General features: G+C 55.0%; 27 protein-coding genes. 14 read left to right on the top strand and 13 right to left on the bottom strand.

The features are described 5' to 3' along the window. Positions 1 to 18 precede the first annotated feature (18 nt). On the bottom strand, positions 19 to 672 hold the full coding sequence (locus tag ACT3TP_RS15680) for a peptidyl-tRNA hydrolase (protein ID WP_096283101.1): 654 nt from the start codon (positions 670 to 672) through the stop codon (positions 19 to 21). A gap of 372 nt (positions 673 to 1044) precedes the next feature. Here ACT3TP_RS15680 and ACT3TP_RS15685 point away from each other — a divergent pair, with 372 nt between their 5' ends. Next, a complete protein-coding gene (locus tag ACT3TP_RS15685; RefSeq protein WP_096283102.1) occupies positions 1045 to 1854 on the top strand; it encodes an HpcH/HpaI aldolase family protein in 810 nt (269 codons plus the stop codon). Positions 1855 to 1864: 10 nt separating this feature from the next. Here the strand turns inward: ACT3TP_RS15685 and ACT3TP_RS15690 are convergent, their stop codons facing one another. Further along, entirely contained in the window at positions 1865 to 2899 is a 1035-nt protein-coding gene (locus ACT3TP_RS15690; RefSeq protein ID WP_444620964.1) for a zinc-binding dehydrogenase, read from the bottom strand. Between the two features lie 137 nt (positions 2900 to 3036). Between ACT3TP_RS15690 and ACT3TP_RS15695 the strand changes: the two genes are divergently transcribed. Next, the gene (locus ACT3TP_RS15695) at positions 3037 to 3510 is read left to right on the top strand and encodes a PaaI family thioesterase (RefSeq protein ID WP_096283104.1); all 474 of its coding nucleotides are present in this window, start codon (positions 3037 to 3039) and stop codon (positions 3508 to 3510) included. Here the strand turns inward: ACT3TP_RS15695 and ACT3TP_RS15700 are convergent. Continuing rightward, positions 3507 to 4076 (bottom strand): helix-turn-helix domain-containing protein, encoded by a 570-nt coding sequence (locus ACT3TP_RS15700; RefSeq protein ID WP_096283105.1) that lies wholly within the window; start codon positions 4074 to 4076, stop codon positions 3507 to 3509. The genes ACT3TP_RS15695 and ACT3TP_RS15700 overlap by 4 nt on opposite strands. A gap of 138 nt (positions 4077 to 4214) precedes the next feature. On the opposite strand from ACT3TP_RS15700, the gene ACT3TP_RS15705 reads away from it, so the two are divergent. After that, positions 4215 to 5003: an IclR family transcriptional regulator gene (locus ACT3TP_RS15705; RefSeq protein WP_444620965.1), complete on the top strand. Its 789-nt coding sequence runs from the start codon at positions 4215 to 4217 to the stop codon at positions 5001 to 5003. 79 nt (positions 5004 to 5082) lie between these two features. Here ACT3TP_RS15705 and ACT3TP_RS15710 read toward each other — a convergent pair whose 3' ends face one another. The 7 genes from ACT3TP_RS15710 to ACT3TP_RS15740 form a co-directional block, all read right to left on the bottom strand. After that, entirely contained in the window at positions 5083 to 5544 is a 462-nt protein-coding gene (locus ACT3TP_RS15710) for a hypothetical protein (RefSeq protein ID WP_141393435.1), read from the bottom strand. Between the two features lie 8 nt (positions 5545 to 5552). Further along, on the bottom strand, positions 5553 to 7127 hold the full coding sequence (locus tag ACT3TP_RS15715) for an acyl-CoA synthetase (protein WP_444620967.1): 1575 nt from the start codon (positions 7125 to 7127) through the stop codon (positions 5553 to 5555). After that, the gene (gene hcaB, locus ACT3TP_RS15720; protein WP_442346912.1) at positions 7124 to 7978 is read right to left on the bottom strand and encodes a 3-(cis-5,6-dihydroxycyclohexa-1,3-dien-1-yl)propanoate dehydrogenase; all 855 of its coding nucleotides are present in this window, start codon (positions 7976 to 7978) and stop codon (positions 7124 to 7126) included. Before hcaB ends, ACT3TP_RS15715 begins: the two co-directional genes overlap by 4 nt. 72 nt (positions 7979 to 8050) lie before the next feature. After that, positions 8051 to 8617: an aromatic-ring-hydroxylating dioxygenase subunit beta gene (locus tag ACT3TP_RS15725; protein WP_096283110.1), complete on the bottom strand. Its 567-nt coding sequence runs from the start codon at positions 8615 to 8617 to the stop codon at positions 8051 to 8053. 29 nt (positions 8618 to 8646) lie between these two features. Next, positions 8647 to 9861 carry an NAD(P)/FAD-dependent oxidoreductase gene (locus tag ACT3TP_RS15730; RefSeq protein ID WP_442346911.1) on the bottom strand — a complete coding sequence of 405 codons (1215 nt, stop codon included), beginning with the start codon at positions 9859 to 9861 and terminating at the stop codon, positions 8647 to 8649. Between the two features lie 36 nt (positions 9862 to 9897). After that, the gene (locus ACT3TP_RS15735; RefSeq protein WP_096283112.1) at positions 9898 to 10245 is read right to left on the bottom strand and encodes a non-heme iron oxygenase ferredoxin subunit; all 348 of its coding nucleotides are present in this window, start codon (positions 10243 to 10245) and stop codon (positions 9898 to 9900) included. Continuing rightward, complete coding sequence (locus ACT3TP_RS15740) at positions 10242 to 11663, bottom strand: aromatic ring-hydroxylating oxygenase subunit alpha (protein WP_255248314.1); 1422 nt, start codon at positions 11661 to 11663, stop codon at positions 10242 to 10244. Before ACT3TP_RS15740 ends, ACT3TP_RS15735 begins: the two co-directional genes overlap by 4 nt. Positions 11664 to 11843: 180 nt before the next feature. On the opposite strand from ACT3TP_RS15740, the gene ACT3TP_RS15745 reads away from it, so the two are divergent. The 4 genes from ACT3TP_RS15745 (at position 11844) to ACT3TP_RS15760 (ending at position 15830) form a co-directional block, all read left to right on the top strand. Further along, on the top strand, positions 11844 to 12626 hold the full coding sequence (locus ACT3TP_RS15745; RefSeq protein ID WP_442346909.1) for an SDR family NAD(P)-dependent oxidoreductase: 783 nt from the start codon (positions 11844 to 11846) through the stop codon (positions 12624 to 12626). 201 nt (positions 12627 to 12827) lie between these two features. Next, complete coding sequence (locus ACT3TP_RS15750) at positions 12828 to 14192, top strand: MFS transporter (protein ID WP_444620969.1); 1365 nt, start codon at positions 12828 to 12830, stop codon at positions 14190 to 14192. Positions 14193 to 14348: 156 nt separating this feature from the next. Then, positions 14349 to 14837 (top strand): PaaI family thioesterase, encoded by a 489-nt coding sequence (locus tag ACT3TP_RS15755; RefSeq protein WP_444620970.1) that lies wholly within the window; start codon positions 14349 to 14351, stop codon positions 14835 to 14837. Between the two features lie 132 nt (positions 14838 to 14969). Further along, positions 14970 to 15830: an alpha/beta fold hydrolase gene (locus ACT3TP_RS15760; protein ID WP_444620971.1), complete on the top strand. Its 861-nt coding sequence runs from the start codon at positions 14970 to 14972 to the stop codon at positions 15828 to 15830. Positions 15831 to 16065: 235 nt separating this feature from the next. On the opposite strand, the gene ACT3TP_RS15765 is transcribed toward ACT3TP_RS15760, so the two are convergent. The 3 genes from ACT3TP_RS15765 to ACT3TP_RS15775 all read right to left on the bottom strand — a co-directional run bounded on the left by ACT3TP_RS15765 (position 16066) and on the right by ACT3TP_RS15775 (position 19748). Next, a complete protein-coding gene (locus ACT3TP_RS15765) occupies positions 16066 to 17568 on the bottom strand; it encodes a CoA transferase (RefSeq protein WP_444620972.1) in 1503 nt (500 codons plus the stop codon). 135 nt (positions 17569 to 17703) lie between these two features. Next, positions 17704 to 19056, bottom strand: coding sequence for an MFS transporter (locus tag ACT3TP_RS15770; RefSeq protein ID WP_444620973.1), 1353 nt, complete (start codon positions 19054 to 19056; stop codon positions 17704 to 17706). A gap of 182 nt (positions 19057 to 19238) precedes the next feature. Then, positions 19239 to 19748: a MarR family winged helix-turn-helix transcriptional regulator gene (locus ACT3TP_RS15775; RefSeq protein ID WP_444620974.1), complete on the bottom strand. Its 510-nt coding sequence runs from the start codon at positions 19746 to 19748 to the stop codon at positions 19239 to 19241. A 165-nt stretch (positions 19749 to 19913) separates the two neighbouring features. On the opposite strand from ACT3TP_RS15775, the gene ACT3TP_RS15780 reads away from it, so the two are divergent. The 7 genes from ACT3TP_RS15780 (at position 19914) to dmpG (ending at position 26724) form a co-directional block, all read left to right on the top strand. After that, the gene (locus ACT3TP_RS15780; protein ID WP_444620975.1) at positions 19914 to 21743 is read left to right on the top strand and encodes an FAD-dependent oxidoreductase; all 1830 of its coding nucleotides are present in this window, start codon (positions 19914 to 19916) and stop codon (positions 21741 to 21743) included. A gap of 57 nt (positions 21744 to 21800) precedes the next feature. Continuing rightward, a complete protein-coding gene (locus tag ACT3TP_RS15785) occupies positions 21801 to 22328 on the top strand; it encodes an alpha/beta fold hydrolase (RefSeq protein ID WP_444620977.1) in 528 nt (175 codons plus the stop codon). 38 nt (positions 22329 to 22366) lie between these two features. Beyond that, positions 22367 to 22654: an alpha/beta fold hydrolase gene (locus ACT3TP_RS15790; RefSeq protein WP_444620978.1), complete on the top strand. Its 288-nt coding sequence runs from the start codon at positions 22367 to 22369 to the stop codon at positions 22652 to 22654. A 250-nt stretch (positions 22655 to 22904) separates the two neighbouring features. Further along, positions 22905 to 23843: a 3-carboxyethylcatechol 2,3-dioxygenase gene (locus ACT3TP_RS15795; protein WP_442346901.1), complete on the top strand. Its 939-nt coding sequence runs from the start codon at positions 22905 to 22907 to the stop codon at positions 23841 to 23843. After that, positions 23843 to 24685, top strand: coding sequence for a 2-keto-4-pentenoate hydratase (locus tag ACT3TP_RS15800; protein WP_442346900.1), 843 nt, complete (start codon positions 23843 to 23845; stop codon positions 24683 to 24685). The genes ACT3TP_RS15795 and ACT3TP_RS15800 overlap by 1 nt, the downstream gene beginning before the upstream one ends. A gap of 56 nt (positions 24686 to 24741) precedes the next feature. After that, positions 24742 to 25677, top strand: coding sequence for an acetaldehyde dehydrogenase (acetylating) (locus ACT3TP_RS15805; protein WP_443445131.1), 936 nt, complete (start codon positions 24742 to 24744; stop codon positions 25675 to 25677). A gap of 18 nt (positions 25678 to 25695) precedes the next feature. Further along, complete coding sequence (gene dmpG / locus ACT3TP_RS15810) at positions 25696 to 26724, top strand: 4-hydroxy-2-oxovalerate aldolase (RefSeq protein WP_105678383.1); 1029 nt, start codon at positions 25696 to 25698, stop codon at positions 26722 to 26724. Positions 26725 to 26836: the final 112 nt, after the last annotated feature.

A 26836-nucleotide genomic window follows, 5' to 3' on the forward strand; every position in this document is an offset into this window, starting at 1 on the left:
GCTGAGTTCTGCAACTACCTACTGTTGTGTCAAGAGCACAAAGGCGGTGGTGGATCCCGGCTCAATCTCGGTACGCCCAGCGTCCTGAATCACCGGTCCGGAAGCCTGCGGGCAAAGCTTGTCGAACTCGGTGCGCGGCAGTTGCTTGATCCCCACCGGCGCATGGGATTTGAGCCAGTTTTCAATGAGTTCTGGCTGTGCTTCGGTCAGCCAAGCGAAGAGTGCATGGGCAGCTTGCGCTGCGGCTTTCCCGGTGGACATCTCCAAGGATTTATTGAGCACAATGTTCACCGGTGCTACCAGCACTTCATCACTTTTGGGCAGCTCGGTTCCGGAGACCTGCAGCTTGGCAATTAGTTTGGGCAGCGCGGCCGCGGGAAGCGGCGGCAACCCGACAGCTTGGGCACTGCCCACCTCGCTGACCATTTGCTCGGGGAAGAGTTCGAGCACTTTGGCGAACATTTTCGGGTTAGCCCGGCGTACTGATTTAGCGAACGCTTGGCTGGCCCAGATCTGCCACTGCTCATTGTGCGGGTCCTGCAGGTACGCGATCACCGCAGCTCGGGCGACCGCCGAAATTCCCTCATCTTCGGTGGAGGGGTCTTCCTTATCGATCCGCAAGATGATGGGCTGCACTAACTCGTCTGGTTCTCGTTCGGTATGCTCACTCACCAGACCATCCTATTGTGTATGCAGATCTCAACGATCTTTGGTTAGCTCACCATAGGTAAGCGTCCATTCGCATTCCTGGTATTGAACGACGTTTGCAAAGATTTCCGACTACTGGAAAACCGGCTTTCACTGCTATCGCCTCTCGCATATTGTGATAGCCAGCACGTCGGCCAGTGCGAAGGTGGATTTTATCCCGAAACCTAGAATTGCATTGGTAATCGAAGCTCAAAGAAGTCAATTTTCGCCCAGCTCGTTGGTCACTCTTTCGAATCAACCGGCGAGCGGTTAATCCCAGAAATTGTCAGATGCCCTTGAGTCCAACGCTCTTTGCTTCGCCAGCGCCACGGAGAGATTTCTCAGAAAGTCCATCACATGAATATCGCATTGCACCGTCCAGCAACTTTTAAAGACCTCATTGCGCAGCATAACCGTCCAAGCGTGGGGATCTTCTTATGTTCCGGAGACGAAACTGTAGCCGAAATTTGTGCTGGTGCCGGACTGGATTTCTTGTTGATCGACGCAGAGCACGGTGCCATGGGGCTCGAAACTGTGCAGCGCCAACTTCGCACCATCGCCGCGTATCCGACGGTTCCCATCGTCCGAGTTGCACAAAACGACGCGACAATCATTAAGCAGTACTTGGATGCCGGCGCACAGTCACTGATCGTTCCGATGGTCAACGATCGCGCCCAGGCAGAGGCTGCTGTGGCTGCGGTGCGCTATCCACCTCTGGGAATCCGCGGCATCGGCGCCTCGCTGAGCAGGTCTGCGCGTTGGAACAGGGTGGATGAATACCTGCAGAAGGCTGACTCCCTCATCACGCTCGTAGTGCAGATAGAAACCGAGACAGCCGTGGGTAACGCAGCCGAGATTGCAGGTACCGATGGGGTGTCTGGTGTTTTTATTGGGCCCGCAGACCTCTCGGCGTCCATGGGGCTGCTCGGTCAGCAGGATCACCCGAGAGTGGTAGAAGCCGTGCTGTCTACCATCAAGGCGTGCAAAGAGGCAGGGAAGTTTGTCGGCGTAAACGCATTCGCCGAACCGATGGCCCAGATGTATCTGGCTGCAGGCGCCGATTTCGTAAATGTCGCAGCCGACGTTTCCATCCTTGCCCGCCATACCGAGGCAATAGCTGCAAAGTACATTGATTCCAACGCAGCATCACCAGCAAACTCTTACTGATCAAATAGCGCTACGGTATTGTGATGACCACTTTGCCCGACAAGCCACCATCAATCATGGCCTGGAATCCTTCATGGATCCGGTCCAGCGGAAGTACACGGTCAATGGTTGGGTGCAACTGGTGCTTTTCTACGAATTTCAGCATTGCAGCCGTCTCTTCTTGCGTAGAGCCTGTTGAACCGATGACCCGAAGTTGCTGGTAGAAAATTCTCCCAAGGTCCGCCTCCGGGTTAGTACCACTGGTGGCACCGGCGATGATGATTGCGCCACCGGGCTTCAGGCAACGCAAAGAGTGCGCCCAGGTGGCTTCGCCCACGGTTTCAATGACTAGATCCACACGCTCTGGAAGCCGTTCACCAGATTCGAAGACTTCAGCAGCACCCATCGCGGTCGCCAATTCTCGGTTTTTCACGCTCCGGCTAGTCGCGTAGACCGTCGCTCCAACGGCACTGGCTAGGCTGATTGCAGCACTGGCAACTCCCCCGCCAGCGCCCTGAACGAGAACTTTCTGCCCCTTGCGCAATTGGCCTTGGGTAAAAAGCATTCGGTAGGCGGTAGACCACGCCACCGGGAGGCAAGCCGCTTCTTCAAAGCTCAGTGTGGACGGCTTGTCCAGCACACACCGTTCGGGAACAACAATGTATTCAGCGAAGCCGCCATCGTGCCGTTCGGATAATAGCGCACGATTAGGATCCAAAGTCTCATCACCTTCACCAGCTTCTGCGTCAGCAATCACCGGATGGATGATGACTTCGCGACCGTCGTCGGTGACACCCGAGACATCACATCCAAGAATGATGGGAATGTTTTTGGGATCATGACCGACACCTCGCAGCGTCCACAGATCATGCATGTTCACCGAGGATGCTTTGACTTGAACTTTCACCCAGCCTGGTTCTACCCGCGGCTCGGGCACGTCCTTGATCAATAGCCCTGATAACGGATCGTTTGGGTTCTGGGAAATGGCAACAGCTGCGCGCATTTTCTGTGCTCCTAGGAAATATGGCTGTGTCGCTTCGGCAAACGGCGAAGCTCTTCTCTTCATAGAGTCTTCAGTGCATCATTTCCACATGTCTAGTAAACGTGCCGTTAGCCGGAATGGTTACTAGGAAAGCGCGGCTAATCTTTATACAGTCAGGCAGGAGAAAGGTCTACTTCCTAGCAGAATTTTTTGGTGTATCAATGAGCAAAACTAACGACAGCATCTGGCATGCAACATCCTCAGTTGCGGATCTGAATTCCAAAGCCGAAGGTACGCTCAACCACAATTTGGGCATTGAGATTACAGAAATCACCAATGATTCTTTGAAGGGCCGAATGTCCGTAGATGAGCGCACTGTACAGCCCGCAGGTGTACTTCATGGCGGAGCCTCGGTGGCCTTCGCAGAAACCTTGGCTTCTTGGGCTGGCTACTTAGTGATCGATAGTTCGCAATTTCACGTGGTCGGCCAGGAAATCAACGCGAATCACCTGCGACCCGGCATTGCCGGTGAATTCGTTTATGGTGAGGCAACTGCTATCCATCTCGGTCGCAAAGCTCATGTTTGGCAGATTCATATTCGTAACGAGCAAGGCAAGCTGGTGTGTATTTCGCGGTGTACCTTGGCGGTCATTACTATGCCTGGGCAATACGCCGCACGTGAAGATCGTGGCTAGTCAACCATGGGTCTAAACTGAGCAACCTGGGGAACCGTAGTGGTGATGTGCAAAATGGCTTCGTTACCACTGGCTCGGTACCCATGAGTTATATCCCCTGGAAATCTAAAACTATCTCCCTCAGATAGCTGGACCCGCTCGAATTCTCCGCTGATGACTACCTCGCCAGAAATTACATAGGTCTGATGTAAGGTTCCTCGTGCATGCGCTTTAAATACAGTTTCCTTTTGCACAGACACACGAATAATGCTCGTTTCTACGAAACCTGTTCCGTAAATACGATCGAGGTCTCTGATGAACCCCACACGGTGTTCACGCACTAGTGCGTCTGCTACACGTTGCAATCGGATATTGCTTCCGTAGTCGCTCAGGATTGCTGGAACACTTGTGCCCAAACCCAGACAGATCGCTTCAAGCGTTTCAATGGTGGGGTTTCCGACGCCGGATTCAATACGGGAAAGCGTCTGTTTTGAAGTACCGGTACGTTTTGACAGCTCCCCCAACGAAAGTCCGCGCTCACGGCGGAACCTGCGGATGTTTATCGCGATAATTTCATTGTGTTTCACACTATTATTGTCACTTATAATTTACGTATTGTCAGTCATGTTTGACATTAATTCTTGCGAGGGCGACCATTAAGTAAAGCTCAAAAGTCACCATGTTGAAGTGTCTTCCCCCCGGCGTTTTGCCAATAGGAGTATTGCGTGTCATCAAATTCCGCGTCTTCTCGTGATAATCGCACCGCCGTAGACAAGGCGATGGCTTTACTACGCGCCTTCGGTGAAGAAGCTACCACTGGAGTCGGCGTCAGCGAACTTGCACGTCGTGCAGAACTTTCGAAGTCCACGGCTTTTCGGCTCTTGGCTTCTCTTCAGTCCAATGATGCAGTGGAACGTGCTGGTAATGCATACCGGTTAGGCAAGATGATCCAGAATTTGGGTACAACGCAAGAATCTGACCTCCATGCTCGACTACGTGACGCGTTAACGCCGTTCATGGTTAATCTGTATGAAACTACTCACCAAACCGTCCATTTAGCCATACTCCAGGGCACAGACGTGGTTTATTTAAACAAACTATATGGACAGCTTGCGGTACGCAGCCCTTCGCGCATCGGCGGACGGCTGCCTTCCTACTGCACCGCGGTAGGCAAAGTACTTCTCGCGTACAACCCAGATGCGGCCCAAACCGTACTAAGTAAAGAAATGTACGCCTGGACCGAAAACACCATTACCGACGCCGACAGATTGTCCCTCGAACTGACCAATATCCGAAAAGATCATGTGGGTTACGACCGCGATGAAGTTTTGGTGGGGCTAAATTGCGTAGCCGCACCCGTGTTCAACGGTACCGGGCAAGCAGTTGCGGCCCTCTCTATTTCTGGCCCGACGGGACGCTTCAACCCTGAGAGTCAGACCTCGGTTCTACGTCGTGTGACATACGAAGCCTCTCGTGCAGCTGCAGCGGTCAGCGCTGCCGCGCAACGAACGTAGTAACCAATAGTCACTTAACGCTTAAACTGGATGACTCACGAATTATTGTGAGTCATCCGGTTTTGCCTTGCATCTTGAATTAACGCGTTGGAACTTCGTCGATCCGGCGGGATTCTTCTAGGACCCAGGCTGGTTCCGCGGTCATCAGACTTACCGCTCGATCATATAAATCGACGTCGACGACGTAGCGGTAGCCCGCCGCCTCTGCACGCGCTATTTGCGCGACATCGGATTCATCTGTGGCGATCACCAAGCGACGACATTCTGGATCGCGGCGCATGAGTTCTTCGGACACCAGCTGAATGCTCTGCGCGACAGCATTGGGAGAGACACTGAGCACTCGATCGTGTGCCGATACCGGATAGGCGTCTCTAAGTTCACTATGCAAAGCAAGAACTACATCACATCGACCGCGGGTCTGATTTGCGTCGAATACTTCGAATGCAATATCGAAGCCTTCTGCTGACGCAACCTCAACCAATGTCCAGCTTTCCGGTAATGAGTCAGGCCATTTAATTAGGTCTACTTCGTCGTGGCTCATTTGTGTGTTTACCTACCCGTGGCGATTGTGCGTATTTTGAACTTATCGAGCTTACCTGCACCGTTTCGCGGCACATCTTCGAGCAGCATTATTTCTTTAGGTAGTTTGTAGCGCGCAACGTGGGAGGTCGCATATTCACGAACTTCCTCGATCGTGGGCTCCACTCCTGGCTTGCAGCTGATCAGTGCGACCACTTTTTCGCCCCACTGTTCGTCAGGTATGCCAACTACCGCGACGTCTCTTAAGCCCGGAAATCCGGCCAAAGCACGTTCTACTTCTGCAGGGTAGATGTTTTCTCCGCCGGAGATGATCATGTCTTTCAGTCGGTCAACGATGTAGAGATACCCCTCTCCATCGCGGTACCCAATATCTCCGGAGCGGAACCAACCCTCAGAGAATGCTGAATCCGTGGCTTCCGGGTTCTCCCAATACCCCGAAGTGACGTTCGGTCCCTTCACCCACATTTCGCCGGTATCGCCGGTCTTTTCAACATCTTCTCCAGTAGCCGGGTCGACAATGCGAATTTCGGTGTATGGCATCGGAATGCCACACGATCCGGGTTTTTGGTGTGTCAACTCGGCTGGTAGATAAGTTGCGAAAGGAGCGGTTTCGGTAAGCCCCCAGGCTTGCTGCACGTCTACGCCCTTGACCAAGTACTGCTGGAGAAGCACCGGCGGAACCGGTGCACCCGCACAGATTAACGCACGCATGCTCGTAATATCGACTTCTTCAAACTCATCAGTCTGTTGCATAGCCGCAAGCATCGCAGGTACTAGGAAGCTCTGATTGATAGAGTACTTTTCGATGTCCTGCAAAGTTTTACGCGGATCGAAGTTGCGTCTCACAATGGTGCGCCCGCCACGCACCATGCTCCGGATTGTCAGCGCGTTTAAACCACCAATATGAAAGAGCGGAGCAACCGCAAGGTTGCTATCACCGCGTCGAGTGTCGACCAGCGAATCCACGTTCATCGAGTTCCACCAGATATTACCGTGGCTTAGCTGCACACCTTTGGGACGGCCGGTAGTCCCGGAGGTGAACATCAAGATCCCTAAATCAGAATCGAACCGTTCAATTGGGTCGCCAAGTTTGGTGTTCTCCCCAGCAACCAGATACGCGGTGGCCAACTGAAAGAGGTTCAGAATTGTCGCTTTCAGCGGTGCCTGAACATCATTGTCAATCATCACCATCTTGGTGTTGGCCGCGAGAGTTTCGATACTGAAAATCGTCTCTACGACTCCCTGGTGATCAGGCTCAACGAACAGCACGTTGGGCCGCGAACGCTCGAGCAAATCTTCAACTTCCAGCGGGGCCAGACGAAAGTTCAGTGGCTCAAAGACTGCCCCAACCCACCAAGCGGCGAGATTGATAAACAAAAAATTCGCGCTGTTAAGCCCAAGATAAGCAATCCGGTCATTTTCTTTGACGCCATTGGCTACGAAGGCCTTTGCGTAGTCGCGAATCCTTGCCACAAACTGTTCATAGGTCCAGGTTTCGTCACCATAGACCAGTGCTTCTTGGGAAGGAAAGAAGGTTGCTTGGCGAAGCACCCCGCTGACCGCGTTGATGTTGATATCTTTCACAGTTGGTCTCCTCCTGCGGCGCGGTCACCGAAACCGCGAATGCCGATACCGCCGTCAGCCTGAATGATCTGTCCGGTGATATTACTTGAATTTTTCTTCGATGCCAGCAGCACGTATGAGCCGGTGAAATCGACTGGGTCTGTCGAGGCGTCGTGTAACGGAATCAGTGGGTTGTTCCCGGTGATCGAGGATTTGGCGAAGGAGTCTGCGATCGATCGATCGGCCAGCCCGATAGATTCGGGCCCTCGCAGATCGGTATTCATCCCACCGACGGCTACACCGTTCACTCGTACCTTCGGCGCAAGTTCATAGGCCAGCTGATTAACCAGTCCACGCACCGCAAACTTACTTGCGGTGTACACCGGACCTCCGCCGGCCGTATGAAACGATGCATTCGAAAGGGTCATGACGATTGACCCGCGGCTGTCGACCAGCTCACGCCAAGCAGCTTCCACGGTGAGCAAATAGCCCTTGACGTTGATCGAGAACAATTCATCGAATGAATCGGAGAGCTGCTGTCCGTCTAAGCGTGTAACCGAACGGTTAAAGTCCCAAATTCCTGCGTTGGGAACTAGGATATTCAATTTCCCAAAGTGTTCAACCGTATGCTTGACGGCAACATGCAACGCCTGCGAGTCACGCACGTCAGCTGCAATCGTCAGCATGTTTTCCGGGTAGGAAGACTCTTCCGCAACCTGCTCCAGCTTGTCCTGGTTACGTCCGATAATTGCGACTTTGGCACCTTCAGCCAAGAATCGTTCGGCTACCGCGCGTCCGATTCCCGAACCACCACCGGTGATGAGCGCGACGTCCCCGTCGAGCCATCCGTTCGCTGATTTAGCTGTGCTCACGACTGTTCTCCTGAATATCTGTGAAGAGCCACCCGCCGCCTTCGTGGACGGACACACTCTTTTGGGTAGTGGTTAGAAGAAGGTACTTAGGTTCTTTGCCTGAAGCACATTTGCGTCGAAAAGCAGCTCGCGGCGAGCCACGCCAAAACTGCCGTCTTCCCGCAACCTGATAATGTCGGTTCGGCCACCTGCATATATATCTGTTTCGGTCTGAAGCCGGTTGCGATAAACCAAGAACGCACAACGCACGCTCAGCTCGTCTTTGCTCACCCAGTGGGCTGTCACATTTGAGATCAGGTGACGAGTACGCGAAGGCGGATCTTCAGCCCACGCCATGCCCGAGTCATATCGGCGGATTCGCCAAGCCAATGACTCTTTTGTTTCGTCAAAGTAAGCGGCTTCACCTTCACGACCAATAGAAAGAGCAGCCTGTCGACGCAACCTGTTGGTGCGTAGCGGTGCGAAATAGAATAGGTCCTCTTCAAAGATTTCCAACCAGTCGGCAAAGCGTCCGTCATCCAACAGCTCTGCCTCACGGAAGTAAAACTGGGCGATACGGTAAGACAATTCGGAATCGACAAGTTGGCCTGCCAGCCCAAATTCTTCGCTCTCGCTAGTTGCAGTTGCATCCTGTGTCATGAACAGATCCTCGTTCCTTCTCTGTGGCCCTAACGGGCTAGCTTTTTCAGATCGAATGTGGGGTCAGCCAGTTGTTCTGCGTTCACTGGCTTTTGCTTGTCAATAATGCGACGCGCTGCACGTACCATCAGCCCACCATCAATCGCCGCACAGCCTGCAAGCATTCCCTGCTCATCGATGCGGAAGGCAGCAACGGGGATTCCTTCAAGCTCACGAATTACCTGCGTTCCTTCGCCGAGCATCGATCCCACGCCTTCAACGTGGACCCCATGTCGGTCCGACCAGAACCAAGAGGCACCGTGTACCGGTAATTCTTCACCGAGCAGGGCGGCGGCAACCGTGGTCCCGGTGTTCATCGCGTGTTCCCAATGTTCGGCACGGCGCAAGAGCGTTCCGTCTGCTAATCGTGTGCGTGCGGTGTCACCGATTGCGTAAACATTTGGATGGCTAGTGCGCTGGGATTCATCGACCAGAATTCCATTGTCGGTGTCTAGGCCGCTAGTAGCGGCGAGCCCGGTATCAGGCACAATGCCGATACCGACAAGCACCGTGTCTGCCTCGATGGCCGAGCCATCCTGCAAGGAAATGGTGTGTACTCCGCTGCCATCCACGGTGATCTCGGTAGGTACACCGGTGACCACACTGACGCCCTGCTGATCATGCATTTGGTGAAGACGGCGTGCCAAAACCTCACCGACCGCGGGAACCAGCGGGGGGTCCACCGGATCAATCAAGGTCACGGTGGCACCGAGCTGCAACGCTGAGGAAGCGACCTCGGCACCGATGAGCCCCGCCCCAACGATCGCCATGCGAACGCCCTCACCAAGTACGGATCGAAGGTGGTCCGCGTCATTCATAGTGCGTAATTCGAGCACCGTCGGCAGTTGCCCACCAGGGATCGGTAGGCGTCGGGCGGTGCCACCGGTAGCCAAAATAATCTTGTCCGCACCGAGCTGCTGACCGTCTGAGAGCGTAACCGTGGGAGTATCAACGTCCAGTTCCACGACCTTACCGGTGATAACCTGCACGTTGTGGGTGCTGAACCAGTCTGCGGCACTTAGCAGAATTTGTGTTGCATCACGTTTGGCTAGCAGGTAGTCCTTGCTCAGCGGCGGACGGTCGTAGGGCATACCCTCGGGGTCAATGATGGTCAGCTTCCCGGTATATCCACGGTCTCGCAACTGGCGAGCTGCGGTGAATCCTGCCATGCCACCACCTGCAATGATCACTGATTCCAGTGCCATGATTTTCCTGTCCGTATTCGTTTTCGTGATTACCGTTTAGGCGTCAGCGTTAGCTGCAACATTCGGGTAAAGCACCAAGCCTTCATTGGTAACCTCAACCTTGTGGGTACGCGCGGCGATGGTCGCTGGCATGCAAAGCGCAGTGCCTGCCTTGAGGCAGAACTTTGCCGAGTGCACTGGACATTCCACTTCGGTACCTTCAATCCAGCCGTCCGCTAGCGAAGCTTCTTCGTGGGTGCAGGTGTCATCGAGTGCATAGAAGTTACCGTCTTCTGCATGGAAGACGGCAATGTCGTTACCGGTGCCGTTCTCATCGCCCGGAATAACCTTTGCTTCGCCTTCATCAATGTCATCAACGGATCCGATGTTCAGTGAGTTGCTCATGCTTCTTCCTTCTTTTCATGCCATGCAGGGGTGTTCATCAATTTTGACCAGTGCTTATAGAACGAGCGTCCGGCAGCATCTGAATACAGTTCGCTGGTCTTTCCCGGATACGTTCCGTCGTCCTTCTCCGATCCGATGCCCATCTGGAAGTTCAGCGGCACCTGGTTCGTGACAAAACCACGGGAAATTGCCTGAATTTCAGACCAGTTTTCTCCGTCATCAGCTTCGAAGATGCCTGAAGGGCCAAAGGTTCGCAGGTTGTAAAGACGCTGCGCGTCCTTCACGTCATCAGGCATCGACTTATCAACCAATACCCAAGCCCAGACCTCGATCTTGTCCGGTCCCTTTGGGTGCCAAACTCGGATGGAACCGTTGACTGGCAGGTAGGAGAAGTTCGGGAAAACCGTAGCATGACCAGTAGTCATTGGACCTTCGACTGCCGCGTCGCCGAGGCGTTCACGCAACAATTCATAGTCGTAGTATTCGTGGACTGGCTTCGCATCAAAGCGTGACTTCGGGTGGGTCGGAAAACCTGCACCGTGACCGTTTTCGCTGACAAACTGACGCCCCGGAGTGGCAACAATTTCCGGCTTTGGTCCACGCCCAGTCGGGGATAGCACCATCAGTGCCGATGCATGAGACATATTTACGTGATACCAGTCGGTAGCGAACTGCTCTGCAGCGAGCTTCCAGTTACCTTCCAATTCCCACTTCATCACGCCACCCATAACCTCGGTGCCCTCAGGATCTCGATCCAACATGGCATCCATGTAGTAGCGCATGTCGCCAAGTGTCTCTTCTAGAGGTTCAGCGTTATGATCCCAGTTGCCAAAGATAAGTCCCTTATACTCGTGGACCATTGGGACTTCAATCAGACTCCACTTTTTCCGGTCGAAGTCTTCCGGATAAGCCTGCTCGTTGGGGACACTCTTCAACGCTCCAGCGAGGTCAAAGGACCAACCGTGGTACGTGCAAGTGAACATCTTGGTGGCGCCCGCATCGGCACGGCACAGACGCACGCCTCTGTGACGGCAGGAGTTCAGGTAAGCACGGATCTTCCTGGTCTTATCCATCGTGACAATGACGGGATCTTCGCCCATAAACGTTGTGAAGAAATCTCCTGGCTTTTTGAATTGGCTGGTATGCGCCAAGAATAGCCAGCTTCGAGCAAAGACGCGTCGCTGCTCCTGCCCATAGATCGTATGGTCGGTGTAGATTGAACGATCTATCAGACCACCCTCAGAATCGACTAGGGTACTGACATCGATATTACGGGTTAGCTCTGCTGGTCGATCCATGCGGCCAATTGAAGCGTTTGCCTCTGGTTGAGAGGAACAATTATCAGCGGTGCCCATCTGCGTACCGTCCTTGCTCTGTTTTGGTGCCGCCGACTGCTGGCGACCTTGCTTAGTAACCATTTATCCACGTACGTAATGCAGAACACCAGCCACTGTTCCGAACCATAAGACCGGGCAACTTGTCAACAACCTGAACTCTGGTCACTTACTAAAATCTGCTTTTCACACCACTGATCACGGTGTTCCATCTGGTGGCACGGAGTAGATAGGCCGCAACTTTCTTTGGGTACCGTAAGCAAAATGACTGACTCATCAATCGAAAATTCAGATACGTGGCAGAACGCGGGCGTACTGGTTGTCGGAGGAACCTCCGGGCTGGGAGAAGCAACGGCGAGGGAATTCGCGCGAGCCGGTGCAATAGTTACCGTTGCTGGCCGAAACAGCAAAGCCGGCGAAAGGATTGCCAAATCAATAGAAGGCCACTTTTGTACAGTGGATGTCACAGTCCCAGAATCAATTCAGGCGGCCCTGGAGCTGTCAGCCACCGCCCCGCGTGGTCTGCGTGCAGTAGTCAATGCAGCAGGGAGCGCAGTTGTGGAAAAAACACTCCATCGAGGAACTCCACATAAATTGGACTCATTCTTAAGTCAGATTCAGATCAATCTCGTGGGTTCGTTCAATGTGCTTCGACTAGCTGCGCAAGTCATGGCAGAAAATGAGCCCGAGGAAGCCCTCGGCCGAGGTGCGATCGTATTGACGAGCTCTGTAGCCGGGTTTGAAGCACAACGAGGTCAAGTCGCCTATGCAGCAGCTAAAGGTGGAATTAACTCCATGATCTTGCCAGCAGCACGTGATCTCGCACGGGATAAGATCAGAGTTTTCGGCGTTGCACCAGGCGTCTTTGATACACCGTTTATGGATGTACTTTCGGAGGATGCTCGCAACGCCGTTGGCAACTCAGTTCCTCATCCAAACCGGCTCGGAAAAGCAACCGAATTTTCGCACCTAGTAGTTTCACTTACTACTAATCCGATGTTTAACGGCGAAGTTGTGCGTCTCGACGGCGCGCTTCGGCTGGGTTAAGAAATGCCGCGCCCATACCGTTTTTGACACTTAGTCTCAACCGATATTGATCGGTATTGCAGCAGAACGTTCCGATGTACGGAACGACGTTTAGCAAGATCTGAGTAATTCAACTCACACTATTTGAAGCGCCATAGTCTTGCTAGTCAATCGACTCACGCACAGCCCGTCTTCACCCATTCACCACACTCGGAGCACGCAATGGATCAGGCACCCGCCTCGGCTCAACAGCCTAAATCATCTAAGGAAACCAAACGGGCACTCGTGTCCAGCTTCCTTGGATCCACCGTTGAATACTACGATTTCCTGCTTTATGGAGCCGCAGCAGGTCTAGTATTCCCACACCTCTTCTTCTCGGATGAGATGGACCCAACCTTGGGCATGACCTTGTCCTTTGTTATTTTGTTAGCCGGCTACGTCACTCGTCCTATCGGTGGCATCCTCTTCGGTCACTTCGGCGACCGCTTCGGTCGCAAAAACATGTTGTTCATAACGCTGATGATGATGGGCATTGTTTCTGTCTGCATCGGCTTGATGCCTGGCTACGCCACGATTGGTGTAGCGGCTCCGTTGATTCTTGTGCTCCTGCGTGTAGTCCAAGGACTTGCCGTCGGCGGCGAATGGGCGGGGGCCACATTGATGGCCGCCGAACACGTCCAAGAAAGAAACCGAGGGCTTGCTGCTTCGATCGCCGTCACCGGCGGTCCAACCGGCTCGGTACTCGCTACTTTGATGCTCGGTTTGTTCGCTGGCCTGCCGCAGGATCAGTTCCTCGCTTGGGGCTGGCGCATACCCTTCTTGCTTTCTGCAGCTTTGGTAGTTATCGGTCTGTACATGCGATACCGCGTCACCGAATCGCCTGACTTCGTCGCAGCCCAAGCGAAGGGCGAAGTGCACACAGGTGTACCAATATTGCGCGTACTGACCAAATACCCGTTGTCTTCGCTCTACGGAATCCTTGCTGCCGCTGGTCCGTTGTTCATGCAGGCGCTCTTGGCTATCTTCATGGTCCCTTACGTTGCAGGGACTGGCGTTGTCACTCGTCAAGAAGCGCTGATGATGCTTACAGTTTCTTCCTTCTTGCATATCTTCGCGATTCCATTCTTTGCTATGCTTTCAGACCGTTATGGACGTCGCCCTGTCATGTTGGTCGGTGCAGGTATTTCCATAGCATTGGTCTTCCCCATGTTTGCGCTCTTCAACTCCGGTAATTTCTGGTTGATTGCGCTAGCTTTCCTGGTTGGAAATCCAATCATCCAAGCTTCGATGTACGGACCGATCGGTGCTTTCTTGGCGGAGAAGTTCGAAACACAGGATCGTTACACTGGTGTTTCATTGACTTTCCAGCTCGGCTCACTCGTCGGCGCCGGCACTGCCCCACTGATGGCTACGTGGTTGGTTAGCCTCGAAAATGGTGGTGGAACCAACAACATCGCGTGGTACTTCATCTTGCTGATCGTACTCGCTGGTCTGGCTGTACTACTGTCCAAGGAAACTCGCGGACGTGCAGAGCGGGCTGCTTCGCGAGCCGACGAATCCATCGACGATCAGGTTCTGGGCCGCTAGGTAAGCCGTTGTTCGCAGAACGTCAGCCAAAGACCGTTTTGCCATTGGAGCGCTCTGGGTCGCAGAGCGCTCCAATGTTGTGTGTGAGCACTTGACATCGCTGGTCGTTTCATCGTTTGAAACCTAAGGTTCTAGTTCGCGGCCGTGGCGAATAGAGTGAATTTCAAGACCGATCCCATCATTTTAGGAGTTTCAATGGCTATTCCGGCCAATGTTGAAGATTTAGATCAGCTAGTCAGCAAGTTCCTTTCACGTTTGGGCTTCGATGACATAGTGACCACGTTGGGGCTTGCACCGCATGCTGCCAATGGCGAAACCATTAGCCTTCGCATGCCATTGCAGGATTCCATCGCGCAAGCCAACGGCATGTACTCGGCAGCAGCACTCTTTGGCGCGGCCGATATTGCCGGTACCTTCCTCGCTATGTCGGCTTACGCCGATTCGGGCCAGTTTCCACTCGCTGTGCAGTCAAATCAGAATTACATGAGCAATTCCAAAACCGAGTACGTCGTGGCTACCGCAAAGATTCTTCGTGGCGGCGGCTCGGTCGCTGTCACCGAGGTCACCGTCTCAGATTCCGAAGATAAAGCCTTGATGCATGCGACGTTCACCTACGTCATCAAGGAACGCAAGCTAGGTAAGTAGCCGCTCGCGTTCCATTAGATGGAACGCGAGGAAGCAATAGTTACGCGTAGTTCCTATCGTTGAGTTTAGGATCCATGCCGTTTTGCGGACCAGCAACATACGACATTCGTGACCAAAATGAAGGAGTACCCCATGACGCAATCAGTAATCCCGGAATACACCACAGACAAGTTCTTCGGCCTCGAAGACAAGTGGCTGGAAACCGCCGAGGGCGAAATCACCCACTACCACGAGCTAGGCGAGGGCACCCCCATCCTCTTCCTCCACGGCTCAGGCACCGGCGTCACCGCCGCAGCCAACTGGTGGCTGAATCTGCCAGAGCTCGCCAAATCCGGCCGCTGCATTGCCATCGACTCCGTTGGCTACGGCCAGACCGTCGTGCCCGAAGGCATCGAATACGGCATCAAGGAATGGGTCCGCCACTCCGTGCGCGTCTTGGACGCCCTGGGCATCGACAAGACCTGGATCGTGGGCAACTCCATCGGCGGCTGGGTCGCCATGCAGTTCGCTATCGACTTCCCCGAACGCCTGCTGGGCATCGTGTCCATGGGCACCGGCGGGGCCAAGAAGACCGCTGCCCTCTCCGGCCACGCCAAGCCCGAGCTCTCCGAGGCAGGCATCCGCCGCACCCTGGAGCAGTTCGTTGTGGACAAGTCCCTGGTCACCGACGAACTCGTCTCCTTGCGCTACGCCTCGGCGTTGAACGACACTGCCTCGGACCGCCTCGTCGACGTCGTCACGGCACGGGACCGCGACCGCGACGCCCTGCCGCTGGACTTCGAGGTCTTGGGCAAGCTCGACATCCCTGTGTTGCTGATCCACGGCATGCAGGACGTCGTCATCCCGGTGAGCCGCACCCACGAACTGCAGGCAGTCATCCCGACCGCCGACTCGCACATCTTCAACCAGTGCGGCCACTGGTCACAGGTTGAACGTGCCGAAGAATTTAATCAGGTCATCAAGCAGTACCTGGCACTACATATGGCCAAGTAGCCACACACTTCAACCGCCGCCGAAGCCCCGCACGTCCTTTTCCAAGGACCGTCGGGGCTTCCGGCGTTTCAACTAACGGCATGGACTGTCTTTGGCGCACGTTGCGCGTCTAAAGACACCCAAGTCGCCACCGATGCGATCCTTGATCGGATCGGTCACCAGGCCAGAAAATCAACTGCTGTATTCTTCCGGGGCCAGTTCGCACAGCCCGGGACTACCCGACCGGTAACCCCTGTTAGGGCAGCCACCGTGCTTCACTGGATCCTCGCGGAACGAGTGGAAAGGCGAATCGTCCCGGGGTTTCCGACATTGTCACCTGATCGGTGACCCCTTGGTAGTGCCCACTTGGGGTTTGTGCTTGGAACACTTCGGGATCCAGGAATGCATGCTCACCGACGGTAGCTCCGACCTTTGCGGCGTAGTTCTTATCGAAGATTCCGAGCTCTATCAGCCACAGCGACAGACGCGCAAGCGACAGGTGGATCTTGTAACTTCCGCCTTCCACCGACCTGCGTTTCAATGTGGCCATGACAGCCATGGACGCAAGCCATGACATGGCGTAATCGTTGATAACAAAAATTTCCGTCAGTTGCGGTTTTTCATTGGTTCCCTCGCGGGAAAGGATCCCGGTGACCGCGCCAGCGTTCTGATCAAATCCCGTACGGTCTGCCCATGGCCCAGTGGGGCCGTACAGAGACATCTCAACGTGGATGATCCCTGGGCGGATTTCTGCGAGGTGCTCTGCCGCTAGGTTGAAATGGTTCAGGTAGCCAGGCCGGCGGTTCGCGAAGAACACATCGCAGTCCCGAGCCAAGTCAAGCATTCTGCTCATTCCGTCTGGATCCCCGATTTCCAGCGTTGCCGAACGCATTCCTACACTGGAGGTGCTGTAGATGGAATCCATTTCGAAGTCGAAAGGTCTCCAAATATTCAGAACATCGGCACCGTGGTAGGCCAGGGTCCTACCGAGTCCTGCTCCTGCAATGACATGTCCCAGACCGAGGGCTCGCACGCCGTCCAGCGGTGATACGGGGTCCGCAGAAAAGGGTTCGGGTGCAGATTCTCCTATTTTCTCGATATGAATCAGTGGGAGTCCGGCAAGGTGCGGGAACTGCTCGTGTTCGAGAAATTCTTCGGTACTGCGAACCACCGTGGCTTGGAGGCCACGTCGATTAGCTTCCTTCTCTAGTTCAAAGGAATCCCACCCGCGGGTGACTTCGGCGATGGCGTCATAGTTATCTGCGCAGCCCAAGAATTCAAGGGCTTTGGTTTTTGCTTTCGGGTAGATGTTAAGCAACTGGATCAGGCGGCCGTCTCGGGTCGGGTACATGAATGACGGAAAGAACGGATTCGTCGGATCATGCGCGTTGACAGGAGGATATCCGTTGAGCAGTTCCCACTTCTGATCATAGAAGGGGCACAGGCGATGAGGTACCCGACGTAGATCCAAGGACAGGTCTTGTCCCGTACCCGTGCGATGGCGCCATAGGTCGGCTGCAGCGACGGATTTGGCCATCAGCGCCACTCCGCCCATGGTTGCAAGCGGCCAAGGACTCTTCAAGATGGGGTCTTTGCCGGAGAAGGTCACAGTTCCGCCCCCATCTTTTGCGTCAAGTCCCACAAGGGACAATATTTTTGCCAACTCTCGATCCGGATCAAGCACATTTTCGGAGTTCAGCGGCGCGGCCAGAGAGGCGCGAATCTTTTGCTCGAGCGTAAGTTTCGACAGCGTAATCATTCCTCAGAGATCGTCGGGGCCGGTTGCGTCCGTGAGGAACTTAGTTCCTCACGGACGGCCGCGAAGCTTGCCTCTCGGCCGCTCGCGTTCGCTCGGGAGCGCCGCTCGAAATCGACCCGGCGACGCTCCCGACTCCTAGTTTGCTGCGGCCTTGACCTTTGCCTCTATGGCTTGGTCCTGGGACTCGGCGTTGTAGAGCGCTTCCTTCCGTCCCCAGCCACCGGGGAGCAATGAAACCGAGACGACGGAGATCACCGAAACAATGATCATGTATATGGCTACGGCATCAGAGGATCCGTATGCTGCGAACAACGCGGTCGCGATCGTTGGCGCAAAGGCCGGTCCGGCCAGAGTGCCAAGCGTGTACCCCACCGATGCTCCGGTGTAGCGGACTTCTCGGGAAAACACCATGGCCATCAAGGATCCGGTGACGCCTGCGGCAGGTGGCATGGCAATGCCGAAGAGCAGGACGACAGCCGTTGTGAATCCCCAGGCGGTTCCGGTGTTGATCAGCATGAACGCCGGCCAGGTAACTACACCCATGGCTAGGGCACCTATCAGGTACATGGTTTTGCGTCCGTATGTGTCCGATAACGCGCCAAACACCGGGTAAAGCACTGTGGCAATGACGGCTGCAATGAAGACGCCCATCAGTGCAGTGCTCTTATCCAAGTCAACGACCTTGGACGCGTAATTCACCAGGTAGCTCATGGTGATGTACGCGTAGACACCTTGGGACATGTAGGTTCCCGCGATCAGGAAGATCTCCTTCGGGCGGCGCTTGAACGCCTCCTTAATCGGGAGCTTGACGATCGCATCCTTCGAACGTGCGGCGGCGAACGCCGGAGACTCGGAAACTGCCATACGAATGATGAGGCCGACCACTACCAAGACCGCGCTTACCAAGAACGGCAGACGCCAGCCCCATGTGAAGAAAGCCTCGTCCGGCAACTGAGAAACAGAGAGGAACGCCACGGTGGCCAGAGCTGTTCCGGCAGGAGCGCCAGTTTGAGGGAATGCCCCGTAGAATCCACGTTTGCCTTTAGGCGCATGCTCGACAGCCATCAGCGTCGCACCACCCCATTCACCTCCAACCATGAAGCCCTGGAACAGTCTCAGAAGCGTGAGCAAGATCGGGGCGGCTATGCCAATTTGCGCATACCCGGGGAGCAATCCCATGAGCATCGTCGCCAAGCCCATTCCCACGAGGGAGATGATGAGCATTTTCTTGCGTCCAATGCGGTCACCAAAATGCCCGAATACGATGCCACCGAGCGGACGCGCCAGGAAGCCGACACCGAACGTAGCGAAGGACAACAAGGTTCCCATTACTGGTGTGGCTTCGGGAAAGAATAGCCGGGGAAAGACAAGCGCGGCTGCGGTGCCGTAAATGAAGAAATCGTAATATTCGATAGTCGTGCCGATGAAGCTTGCCATCGCAACTTTAAAGGGACCGGCGGTACGCCGATCATTTTGGTGAGTAGACACAGGAGGTCTCCAGAGTGAGAGCTGTAGGAAAGGTCGGGAATCAATGTCGCAATTCCGAATCTGGTCGGCACAACATCGTTCTTCGTGACTACTATCACATGAAATTACTTAACTAGCAAATAACTTTTTTCAAATTCTCTCCACTTCCTCGCCCTTCCCCTGACGTAACCATCGCCACATTCCTAGTCAGATTCCGTTTTTGACTCTCGGACCGCAGACACGAAAGCCCGCAAGCTTTCCGTAAGTTGAATAACGTCCCTGGGCTCCAACTTGCCTAGCAGCGTCCGCTCGTAGTCAGAGATGGACTCCACGACGGGCTGGAAGATTTCCAATGCATGATTCGTGGGTTCTATAAGATATCCACGCTTGTCACTTGGGTTCAAAATTCGATTAACAAGGCCGTCAGACTCAAGTTTCTTGATTCTTTTAGTCGTACCCGGAGCGCTAATCAAAGATTGGACCGTAATTTCGGTCGGACTCAATGCTCGTCCACTGCGCACCAGCACCGAAAGGATGTCGAAATCTGCTCGGGTCAATCCTTGTCGGGCCAGAACCTCGTCGCTACCCGCCTGAATCGCCTGGGCAAGGTATCTAATGCGCCCGGTAATTACCATCGGCGAAGTATCAAGCGCAGGCAAGATTCGCGTCCACTGTCGCTGAACCTCGTCAATGGAGTCTTTTTCAGAATTCAATTTACTTCACCAGCTAACTAGTTTAGGATGATTGTGACGGCACTCACTGAGGACTTCCTGCTAAGGCAAGAAACATTCTCATTCATATAAAGCTAAGGCTTATCCATCAGGAAATAACAATCAGAATTCCTCATCCGCCGCCCGACCTAGCCAAGGAAACGACTAATGAACAATTTCACAAGCATCATCGGCGCTGCCGATCACCTAGATAATTCTTCGGACCACAACGAATTCGACACCGATGTATTCATCGTCGGAACCGGACCGATGGGCGCTACGACGGCTCTCGCGTTGGCGAGCTACGGTGTACGGACAACAATGATTTCCCAATGGTCTTGGCTGGCAAACACTCCGCGCGCCCACATTACGAATCTTCGAGCCGTCGAGGTTCTTAGGGATCTGGGGATAGAAGAAGAAGCGAAAAAATATGCCGTCTCGTGGAAAGAAATGGGCGATACGCTCTTCACTACTTCACTGAACGGGCCAGAAATTGCTCGATTGGAAACCTGGGGTACCGGAGATCTCCGTTCAGGGGACTATGTCAAAGCCAGTCCATGCACCATGCTGGACATACCTCAGACCTATATGGAACCACTTCTGGTCAAGAACGCGGCAGAACGAGGGGCAAAGGTCCTTTTCTCCACTAAGTATCTTGGCCATGAACAAGACGCCAACGGCGTGACAGTCCACCTGCTCAATCGCGCCTCCGGTCAAGAATATAGTTTGCGCGCCCGCTACTTGGTAGGAGCAGATGGAGCCAAGAGCCAAATCGCCGAGGAACTTGGACTGGAGTTCGAGGGCCACACCGCCCGAGCAGGCACCGCGTATGTCCGATTCAACGCAGATCTGTCCTCCTACGTCGCCCATCGCCCCAGCATTCTGCATTGGATCATGAACCCTGCGGCTGATTTCGGCGAGATCGGCATGGGCTTGCTCCGGGCAGTCCGGCCATGGGACGAATGGATTGCCGGTTGGGGTTTCAGCGTGGATGACGGTGAACCCGATCTCAGCGATGAACGGGTGATCTCCCAAATTAGAACGCTGGTGGGCGATCCTGATCTGCAAATCGACTTGCAAGGCACGTCTACCTGGTACGTGAACCAACAGCATGCGTTGTCCATGTCGAAGGGTCGCGTATTCTGCGGTGGAGACGCAACACATCGTCATCCGCCAAGCAGCGGATTGGGATCCAACACCTGCATGCAAGATGCTTACAACCTCGCCTGGAAATTGGCATACGCTGTCAAGGGCTACGCCGGAGAATCTCTTCTGGATTCCTACTCTGACGAACGAATACCTGTCGGTGCCCAGATCGTTGCACGCGCTAACCAGTCCCGTTTGGACTATGCGCCGCTTCGAGAGTGCTTCAATACCGAGATGGGAGATGGAACAAAATCCATCGAAGCAGGACTGGCGCGATTGCAGGCACCTACCAAGGAAGGCGCAGAGCTCCGAGAAAAGCTCGCCACATCACTGGAGCTGAAGAACACCGAGTTTAATGCGTTGGGTGTCGAACTAAACCAACGCTATTCCAGCACGGCGGTCCTTTCGGATTCCCACGAGGAGGAAGTCTTTGCGCTCGATCCTCAGTTGCATCTGCAGGCCACGACGCGCCCCGGTGCCAAGCTACCGCATGCATGGCTCGTTGGCGCCAACGGACGACGAATCTCTACATTGGATGTCACGGGCAAGGGTCGGTTCACTCTGATTACCGGTTTGTCCGGACAAGCATGGAAAGACGCCGCTCAAGATCTTAATCTTCCGTTCCTCGACACCTTGGTTGTTGGGGAAGAACAAATCAAAGATCCGTACGCTTACTGGGCCCGTGTCCGTAAAATCGAGGAAGCCGGAGCCCTGCTGGTACGCCCCGACGGATACATTGCGTGGCGCCAGATCAAAAATACCTGGGAGGCAGGCGAAGCCGGTAAGCAGCTTTCCCTGGCTCTGGAACAGGTCCTTGGAACCACTTTAGCCTCTCTTGTCACGGCTGGTTAGCCAAACTCGATTCATTTGCTCACTTCACAGAACACCAACGATTCAAAGGAAAATTCAATGACCCAGACCGCAATCCCGGAATACACCACAGACGAGTTCTTTGGTCTCGAAGACAAATGGCTACAGACCGCAGAGGGCGAGCTGACCCATTACCACGAACTGGGTGAAGGCGCTCCGATGCTTTTCCTCCATGGCTCAGGCACCGGCGTCACCGCCGCAGCCAATTGGTGGCTCAATCTCCCGCAGCTAGCGCAGACCGGCCGCTGCATCGCCATCGACTCCGTCGGCTACGGCCAGACCGTCGTCCCAGAAGGAATCGAATACGGCATCAAAGAATGGGTCCGCCACTCGGTGCGAGTTCTCGATGCACTGGGCATCGACAAAACCTGGATCGTCGGCAACTCCATCGGCGGCTGGGTTGCCATGCAATTCGCCATCGATTTCCCTGAACGCTTGCTAGGCATCGTATCCATGGGCACCGGCGGCGCGAAAAAACCGCTGCACTCTCCGGGCACTCCAAGCCAGAGCTCTCCGAAGCAGGCATCCGCCGGACACTTGAACAGTTCGTTGTCGATAAATCACTAGTCACTGACGAGCTCGTTTCCCTGCGCTACCAGTCGGCCTTGAACGACACTGCCAGTGATCGTCTGGTTGATGTTGTCACCGCACGCGACCGTGACCGTGACGCGCTGCCACTGGATTTTGAAGTACTCAGCAAGCTGGAAATCCCAGTACTGCTGATCCACGGCATGCAGGACGTCGTCATTCCAGTCACCCGGACCCACGAACTGCAAAGCGTAATTCCTACTGCCGATTCACACATTTTCAATCAGTGCGGCCACTGGTCACAGGTCGAACGCGCAGATGAATTCAACCAGGTGATCTCGGCGTACCTGAATCGCCACATGTAAAACGTGCTGTAGAAGACGAGGCGGTGCCCAAGTAACGCTCATACCGTTCTAGGGCACCGCATCTTCGGCCCCCGAAAGAATACAACGCACTAGCCACTGCACCATGGAAATTTTAAGCTGCGTCGTCAAATAATTGTGCGCTGTTCCGACTGATGGAACACAAACTAGCCTCGCGGTTGCTTACCGAGTGAAATGGATAACAAGCCATCAGAGACTCGTTTAAGTCTGCCGCCAGTTCAAGGAGAACATCATGCCCCAGGCATTGCTATGTATGTCCCACAGTCCACTGTTGGAACACGTCAACCCACCAGCTGAGGTCAAAGCAGCCGTTGAGGCAGCCTTCGAAAAAGCCCGCGCCTTCGTCAAAGACTTCGATCCGGATCTGGTCATCAACTTCGGCCCGGACCACTACAACGGGTTCTTCTACGACCTGATGCCGCCATTCTGCATTGGCTATGAAGCCTTGGGCACCGGCGACTATGACTCGTGGGAGGGGCCCATCAACGTCCCCACGTCCATCGCCGAAGAATTGGCTCAGTACGTAATCGATCAGGACATAGACACCGCAATCAGCCGCAAGATGGAAGTCGACCACGGTGCGGTGCAGCCAATGGAAATCATGTACGGCAACCTCGCTGACAAGCCAATGATTCCCATCTTCGTCAATTCCGTCGCTCCTCCTTTCTGCAAGGTTTCACGCGTGCGCAAATTTGGCCAGGCTGTGGGTGAGTTCTTCAAGGACTCCGACAAGAAGGTCCTATTCATCGGTTCCGGCGGACTGTCCCATGATCCCCCAGTGCCGCAGATCGCGACAGCCACCGAAGCGCAACGCGCATTCCTCACCGACGGACGCAAACCAACTCCGGAAGCCCGCGCAACGCGCCAGCAGCGCACCATCGATACCGCTTTGGCCTTCGCCAAGGGCGACGCAAACATCATGGATTTGAACCCCGAATGGGATCGCGCGTTCCTTGAGATTTGCAAGTCCGGGGATGTGACTGGTTTTGATGCGCTCAACGCGGATGAGATGGACGCAGTAGCAGGCCACTCCTCGCACGAGGTGCGCACCTGGGTGGCAGCCTACTCGGCATTGAAGGCCTGCGGTGACTACGAAGTCACCTACGAGTTCTACAAACCAATCAAAGAATACATAGCCGGATTCGGCGTAACGACAGCGGTGATTAAGTAATGACACAGGCTCCTCAGACAGGCGCAGCGGAATGGGCAAGCAACCATTCCTCCGAGGCTCCACGTAGCGAATTGATCAAGCGGTTGGCAGACGAACTACTTGTCGCCACCGAATCATTGGTTCCAGTTCCGCCACTGCGTGACCGAGTGCTGAACATGACCGTAGAGGATTCGTACCAGATCCAAGATGCGCAGTTGCAGCATCATTTGGCCAAGGGCCGTGTTCTTGCCGGACGCAAGGTCGGTCTAACCTCGCTTGCTATGCAGAAGCAGCTTGGTGTTGATTCACCGGACTTCGGCTACTTCTTCGCCGACATGGTTCACCACGAAGACGCACAGATTCCCGCAGATTCGTTCATCTCCCCCAAGGTAGAACCAGAATTCGGTTTCATCCTTAAGGAAACCTTGACCGGTCCCGGTGTCACCCGTGAACAGGCAGCCGAAGCTATCGGTGAAGTTTACGCAGCCATTGAAATCATCGATTCGCGAGTCGAAGACTGGAATATCAAGCTGGTGGACACCGTGGCCGATAATGCTTCCTGCGGCGCTATCGCTGTGGGCACCACCCCACTTGATGTGCGCATCGAAGACTTGGCTGAGGTTGAATGCTCGCTCATTATCGATGGCGAAAAGGTAGCCACCGGCAAGGGCAGTGCCGTGATGAATGATCCGGTTGCCCCGCTTGCTTGGCTAGCCAACGTGCTCGGTGAACAGGGAGTCTCCCTTGAAGCCGGACAGCTGATCCTGCCCGGTTCCTTCACCGGCGCTATGCCGGTAGTCAAGAACTCGACCGCCACCGCAGATTTTGGTGAGCTCGGTTCGCTGAAGATCAATTTCTCCTAGTAACGCCCTGCGTTACCCCACCATCCATTTTGCTCTGTAGCTAAGGAAGCTCTCCCATGGCCAAGAAAACAGCCGCCATTGTCGGTTCCGGAAACATCGGTTCCGACCTGATGTTCAAAATTATGCGCCGCTCGACCAACGTCGAGGTCAAATACATGATTGGTGTTGATCCTTCCTCAGACGGATTGGCTCGCGCAGCGCGCCTGGGCATCACCACCTCTGCCGAAGGTGTGGACTGGTTACTAGCTCAGGACGAACTGCCTGACTTTGTCTTCGAATGCACCTCGGCGAAAGCACACGAGGCCAATGCCCCGAAGTACAAGGCCGCCGGCATTCACGCCATTGACCTGACTCCCGCGGCTGTCGGCCCGTACCTGGCACCGGTAGTGAACCTGGATTCATTGACCGACACCATGAACGTGAACATGATTACCTGCGCCGGCCAGGCCACCACGCCAATCGTGGCTGCCGTTTCCTCCGTGGTTCCGGTGGAATATGCAGAAATCGTTGCCTCCATTGCTTCGAAGTCTGCCGGTCCGGGCACCCGTGCCAACGTGGACGAGTTCACCGAAACCACTGCCAAGGCTCTTGAAGTGGTTGGTGGCGCCAAGCGTGGCAAGGCAATTATCATCATCAACCCGGTGGAACCACCGATGATGATGCGCAACACCATCTACGCGATGATCCCTGCCGAGGCTGCCACAGCCGGCGAAACCCAAGACAAGATCCGTGCGGCCATCGACAAGGCAGCCGCCGATATCCGCGACTACGTCCCAGGTTATGAACTTCGCATGGAACCACAGTTCGAGGAAGCCCGCGAAGACTGGGGCGGCTTTGGCCGTGTGGGCATCTGGGTCCAGGTCGCCGGCGCCGCCGACTACCTGCCGGAATACGCAGGCAACTTGGACATCATCACCGCTGCAGCTACCCGCACCGCGGACCTGCTCTCAGAGAAGATCGACGCCGCGCGCTCCGCCGCGTCGGTGAACTAGGAATTGGGGACGCACACCATGACTGCACCAATGGACACCACCTTTGACATCCGTCTGACCGACACCACCCTGCGCGACGGCTCGCACGCGATGAGCCACAAATTCACCGAGGAGCACGTCCGCTCGGTGGTGCGCGCACTGGATGACTCCCGCGTTGAGGTCATCGAGGTCACCCACGGCGACGGCCTGGGCGGCTCATCGTTCAACTACGGGTTCTCGCTGACCCCGGAACTCGACCTGATCAAGGCCGCGGTAGACGAGGCCAAGCAGGCAAAAATTGCCGTGCTGATGCTCCCAGGTCTGGGCACCATCCATGACTTGAACCAAGCCCACGAGGTGGGCGCATCGGTAGCCCGCATTGCCACCCACTGCACCGAGGCAGATGTCTCGATCCAGCACTTCCAACATGCACGCAAGCTGGGCATGGAAACCGTGGGCTTCCTGATGCTGTCCCACCGGGTGTCGCCTGAAGAATTGGCCAAGCAGGCACGCATTATGGCTGACGCTGGCTGCCAGTGCGTCTACGTGGTCGATTCGGCTGGCGCACTGATCCTTGATGATGTCTCGGACCGTGTCTCGGCTTTGGTTTCCGAGCTTGGCAATGATGCCCAGGTTGGCTTCCATGGCCACCAGAATATGAGCTTCGGCGTAGCGAACTCCGTGTTCGCCGTCCGTGCAGGGGCTAAGCAGATCGACGGCACGCTGATGGCTCTGGGCGCCGGCGCGGGTAACTCCCCCACCGAGGTCCTTGCCGCGGCCTTTGACCGCTTGGACATCAAAACCGGAGTTGATATCCAGGGTTTGATGGGTGCCGCCGAAGATATTGTGAAGCCATTCATCACCCGCATGCCGGTGATGGACCGCGCCTCGATCATGCAGGGCTACGCCGGGGTATACTCCTCGTTCCTGATCCATGCCGAGCGTGCAGCCGAGCGCTACGGAGTTCCTGCCTACAAGATCCTCGAAGAGGTCGGCAAGGCCGGCTACGTGGGCGGCCAGGAAGACATGATTGTCGACGTGGCAGTGCAGCTGGCAGCAGCTAAATAAGTATTTCCGCAGTTCATTGAATGCCGGGGTGATCATCTGATCCCCCGGCATTCATACGTTATCCCTGAACCATTGCCCGCTTCTGGCTTTTGTTGGGCCGTATAGGTAAACA

The organism is Glutamicibacter sp. AOP38-B1-38 (assembly GCF_052377485.1).
Lineage (GTDB): Bacteria > Actinomycetota > Actinomycetes > Actinomycetales > Micrococcaceae > Glutamicibacter.

Bases quoted from the DNA above. Each gene is read 5' to 3' on its own strand.
- ACT3TP_RS15685 (WP_096283102.1), top strand. From the start codon at position 1,045: ATGAATATCGCATTGCACCGTCCAGCAACTTTTAAAGACCTCATTGCG.
- ACT3TP_RS15690 (WP_444620964.1), bottom strand. From the start codon at position 2,899: ATGAAGAGAAGAGCTTCGCCGTTTGCCGAAGCGACACAGCCATATTTC.
- ACT3TP_RS15695 (WP_096283104.1), top strand. From the start codon at position 3,037: ATGAGCAAAACTAACGACAGCATCTGGCATGCAACATCCTCAGTTGCG.
- ACT3TP_RS15710 (WP_141393435.1), bottom strand. From the start codon at position 5,544: ATGAGCCACGACGAAGTAGACCTAATTAAATGGCCTGACTCATTACCG.
- ACT3TP_RS15725 (WP_096283110.1), bottom strand. From the start codon at position 8,617: ATGACACAGGATGCAACTGCAACTAGCGAGAGCGAAGAATTTGGGCTG.
- ACT3TP_RS15730 (WP_442346911.1), bottom strand. From the start codon at position 9,861: ATGGCACTGGAATCAGTGATCATTGCAGGTGGTGGCATGGCAGGATTC.
- ACT3TP_RS15735 (WP_096283112.1), bottom strand. From the start codon at position 10,245: ATGAGCAACTCACTGAACATCGGATCCGTTGATGACATTGATGAAGGC.
- ACT3TP_RS15740 (WP_255248314.1), bottom strand. From the start codon at position 11,663: ATGGTTACTAAGCAAGGTCGCCAGCAGTCGGCGGCACCAAAACAGAGC.
- ACT3TP_RS15745 (WP_442346909.1), top strand. From the start codon at position 11,844: ATGACTGACTCATCAATCGAAAATTCAGATACGTGGCAGAACGCGGGC.
- ACT3TP_RS15750 (WP_444620969.1), top strand. From the start codon at position 12,828: ATGGATCAGGCACCCGCCTCGGCTCAACAGCCTAAATCATCTAAGGAA.
- ACT3TP_RS15760 (WP_444620971.1), top strand. From the start codon at position 14,970: ATGACGCAATCAGTAATCCCGGAATACACCACAGACAAGTTCTTCGGC.
- ACT3TP_RS15765 (WP_444620972.1), bottom strand. From the start codon at position 17,568: ATGATTACGCTGTCGAAACTTACGCTCGAGCAAAAGATTCGCGCCTCT.
- ACT3TP_RS15780 (WP_444620975.1), top strand. From the start codon at position 19,914: ATGAACAATTTCACAAGCATCATCGGCGCTGCCGATCACCTAGATAAT.
- ACT3TP_RS15785 (WP_444620977.1), top strand. From the start codon at position 21,801: ATGACCCAGACCGCAATCCCGGAATACACCACAGACGAGTTCTTTGGT.
- ACT3TP_RS15795 (WP_442346901.1), top strand. From the start codon at position 22,905: ATGCCCCAGGCATTGCTATGTATGTCCCACAGTCCACTGTTGGAACAC.
- ACT3TP_RS15800 (WP_442346900.1), top strand. From the start codon at position 23,843: ATGACACAGGCTCCTCAGACAGGCGCAGCGGAATGGGCAAGCAACCAT.
- ACT3TP_RS15805 (WP_443445131.1), top strand. From the start codon at position 24,742: ATGGCCAAGAAAACAGCCGCCATTGTCGGTTCCGGAAACATCGGTTCC.
- dmpG (WP_105678383.1), top strand. From the start codon at position 25,696: ATGACTGCACCAATGGACACCACCTTTGACATCCGTCTGACCGACACC.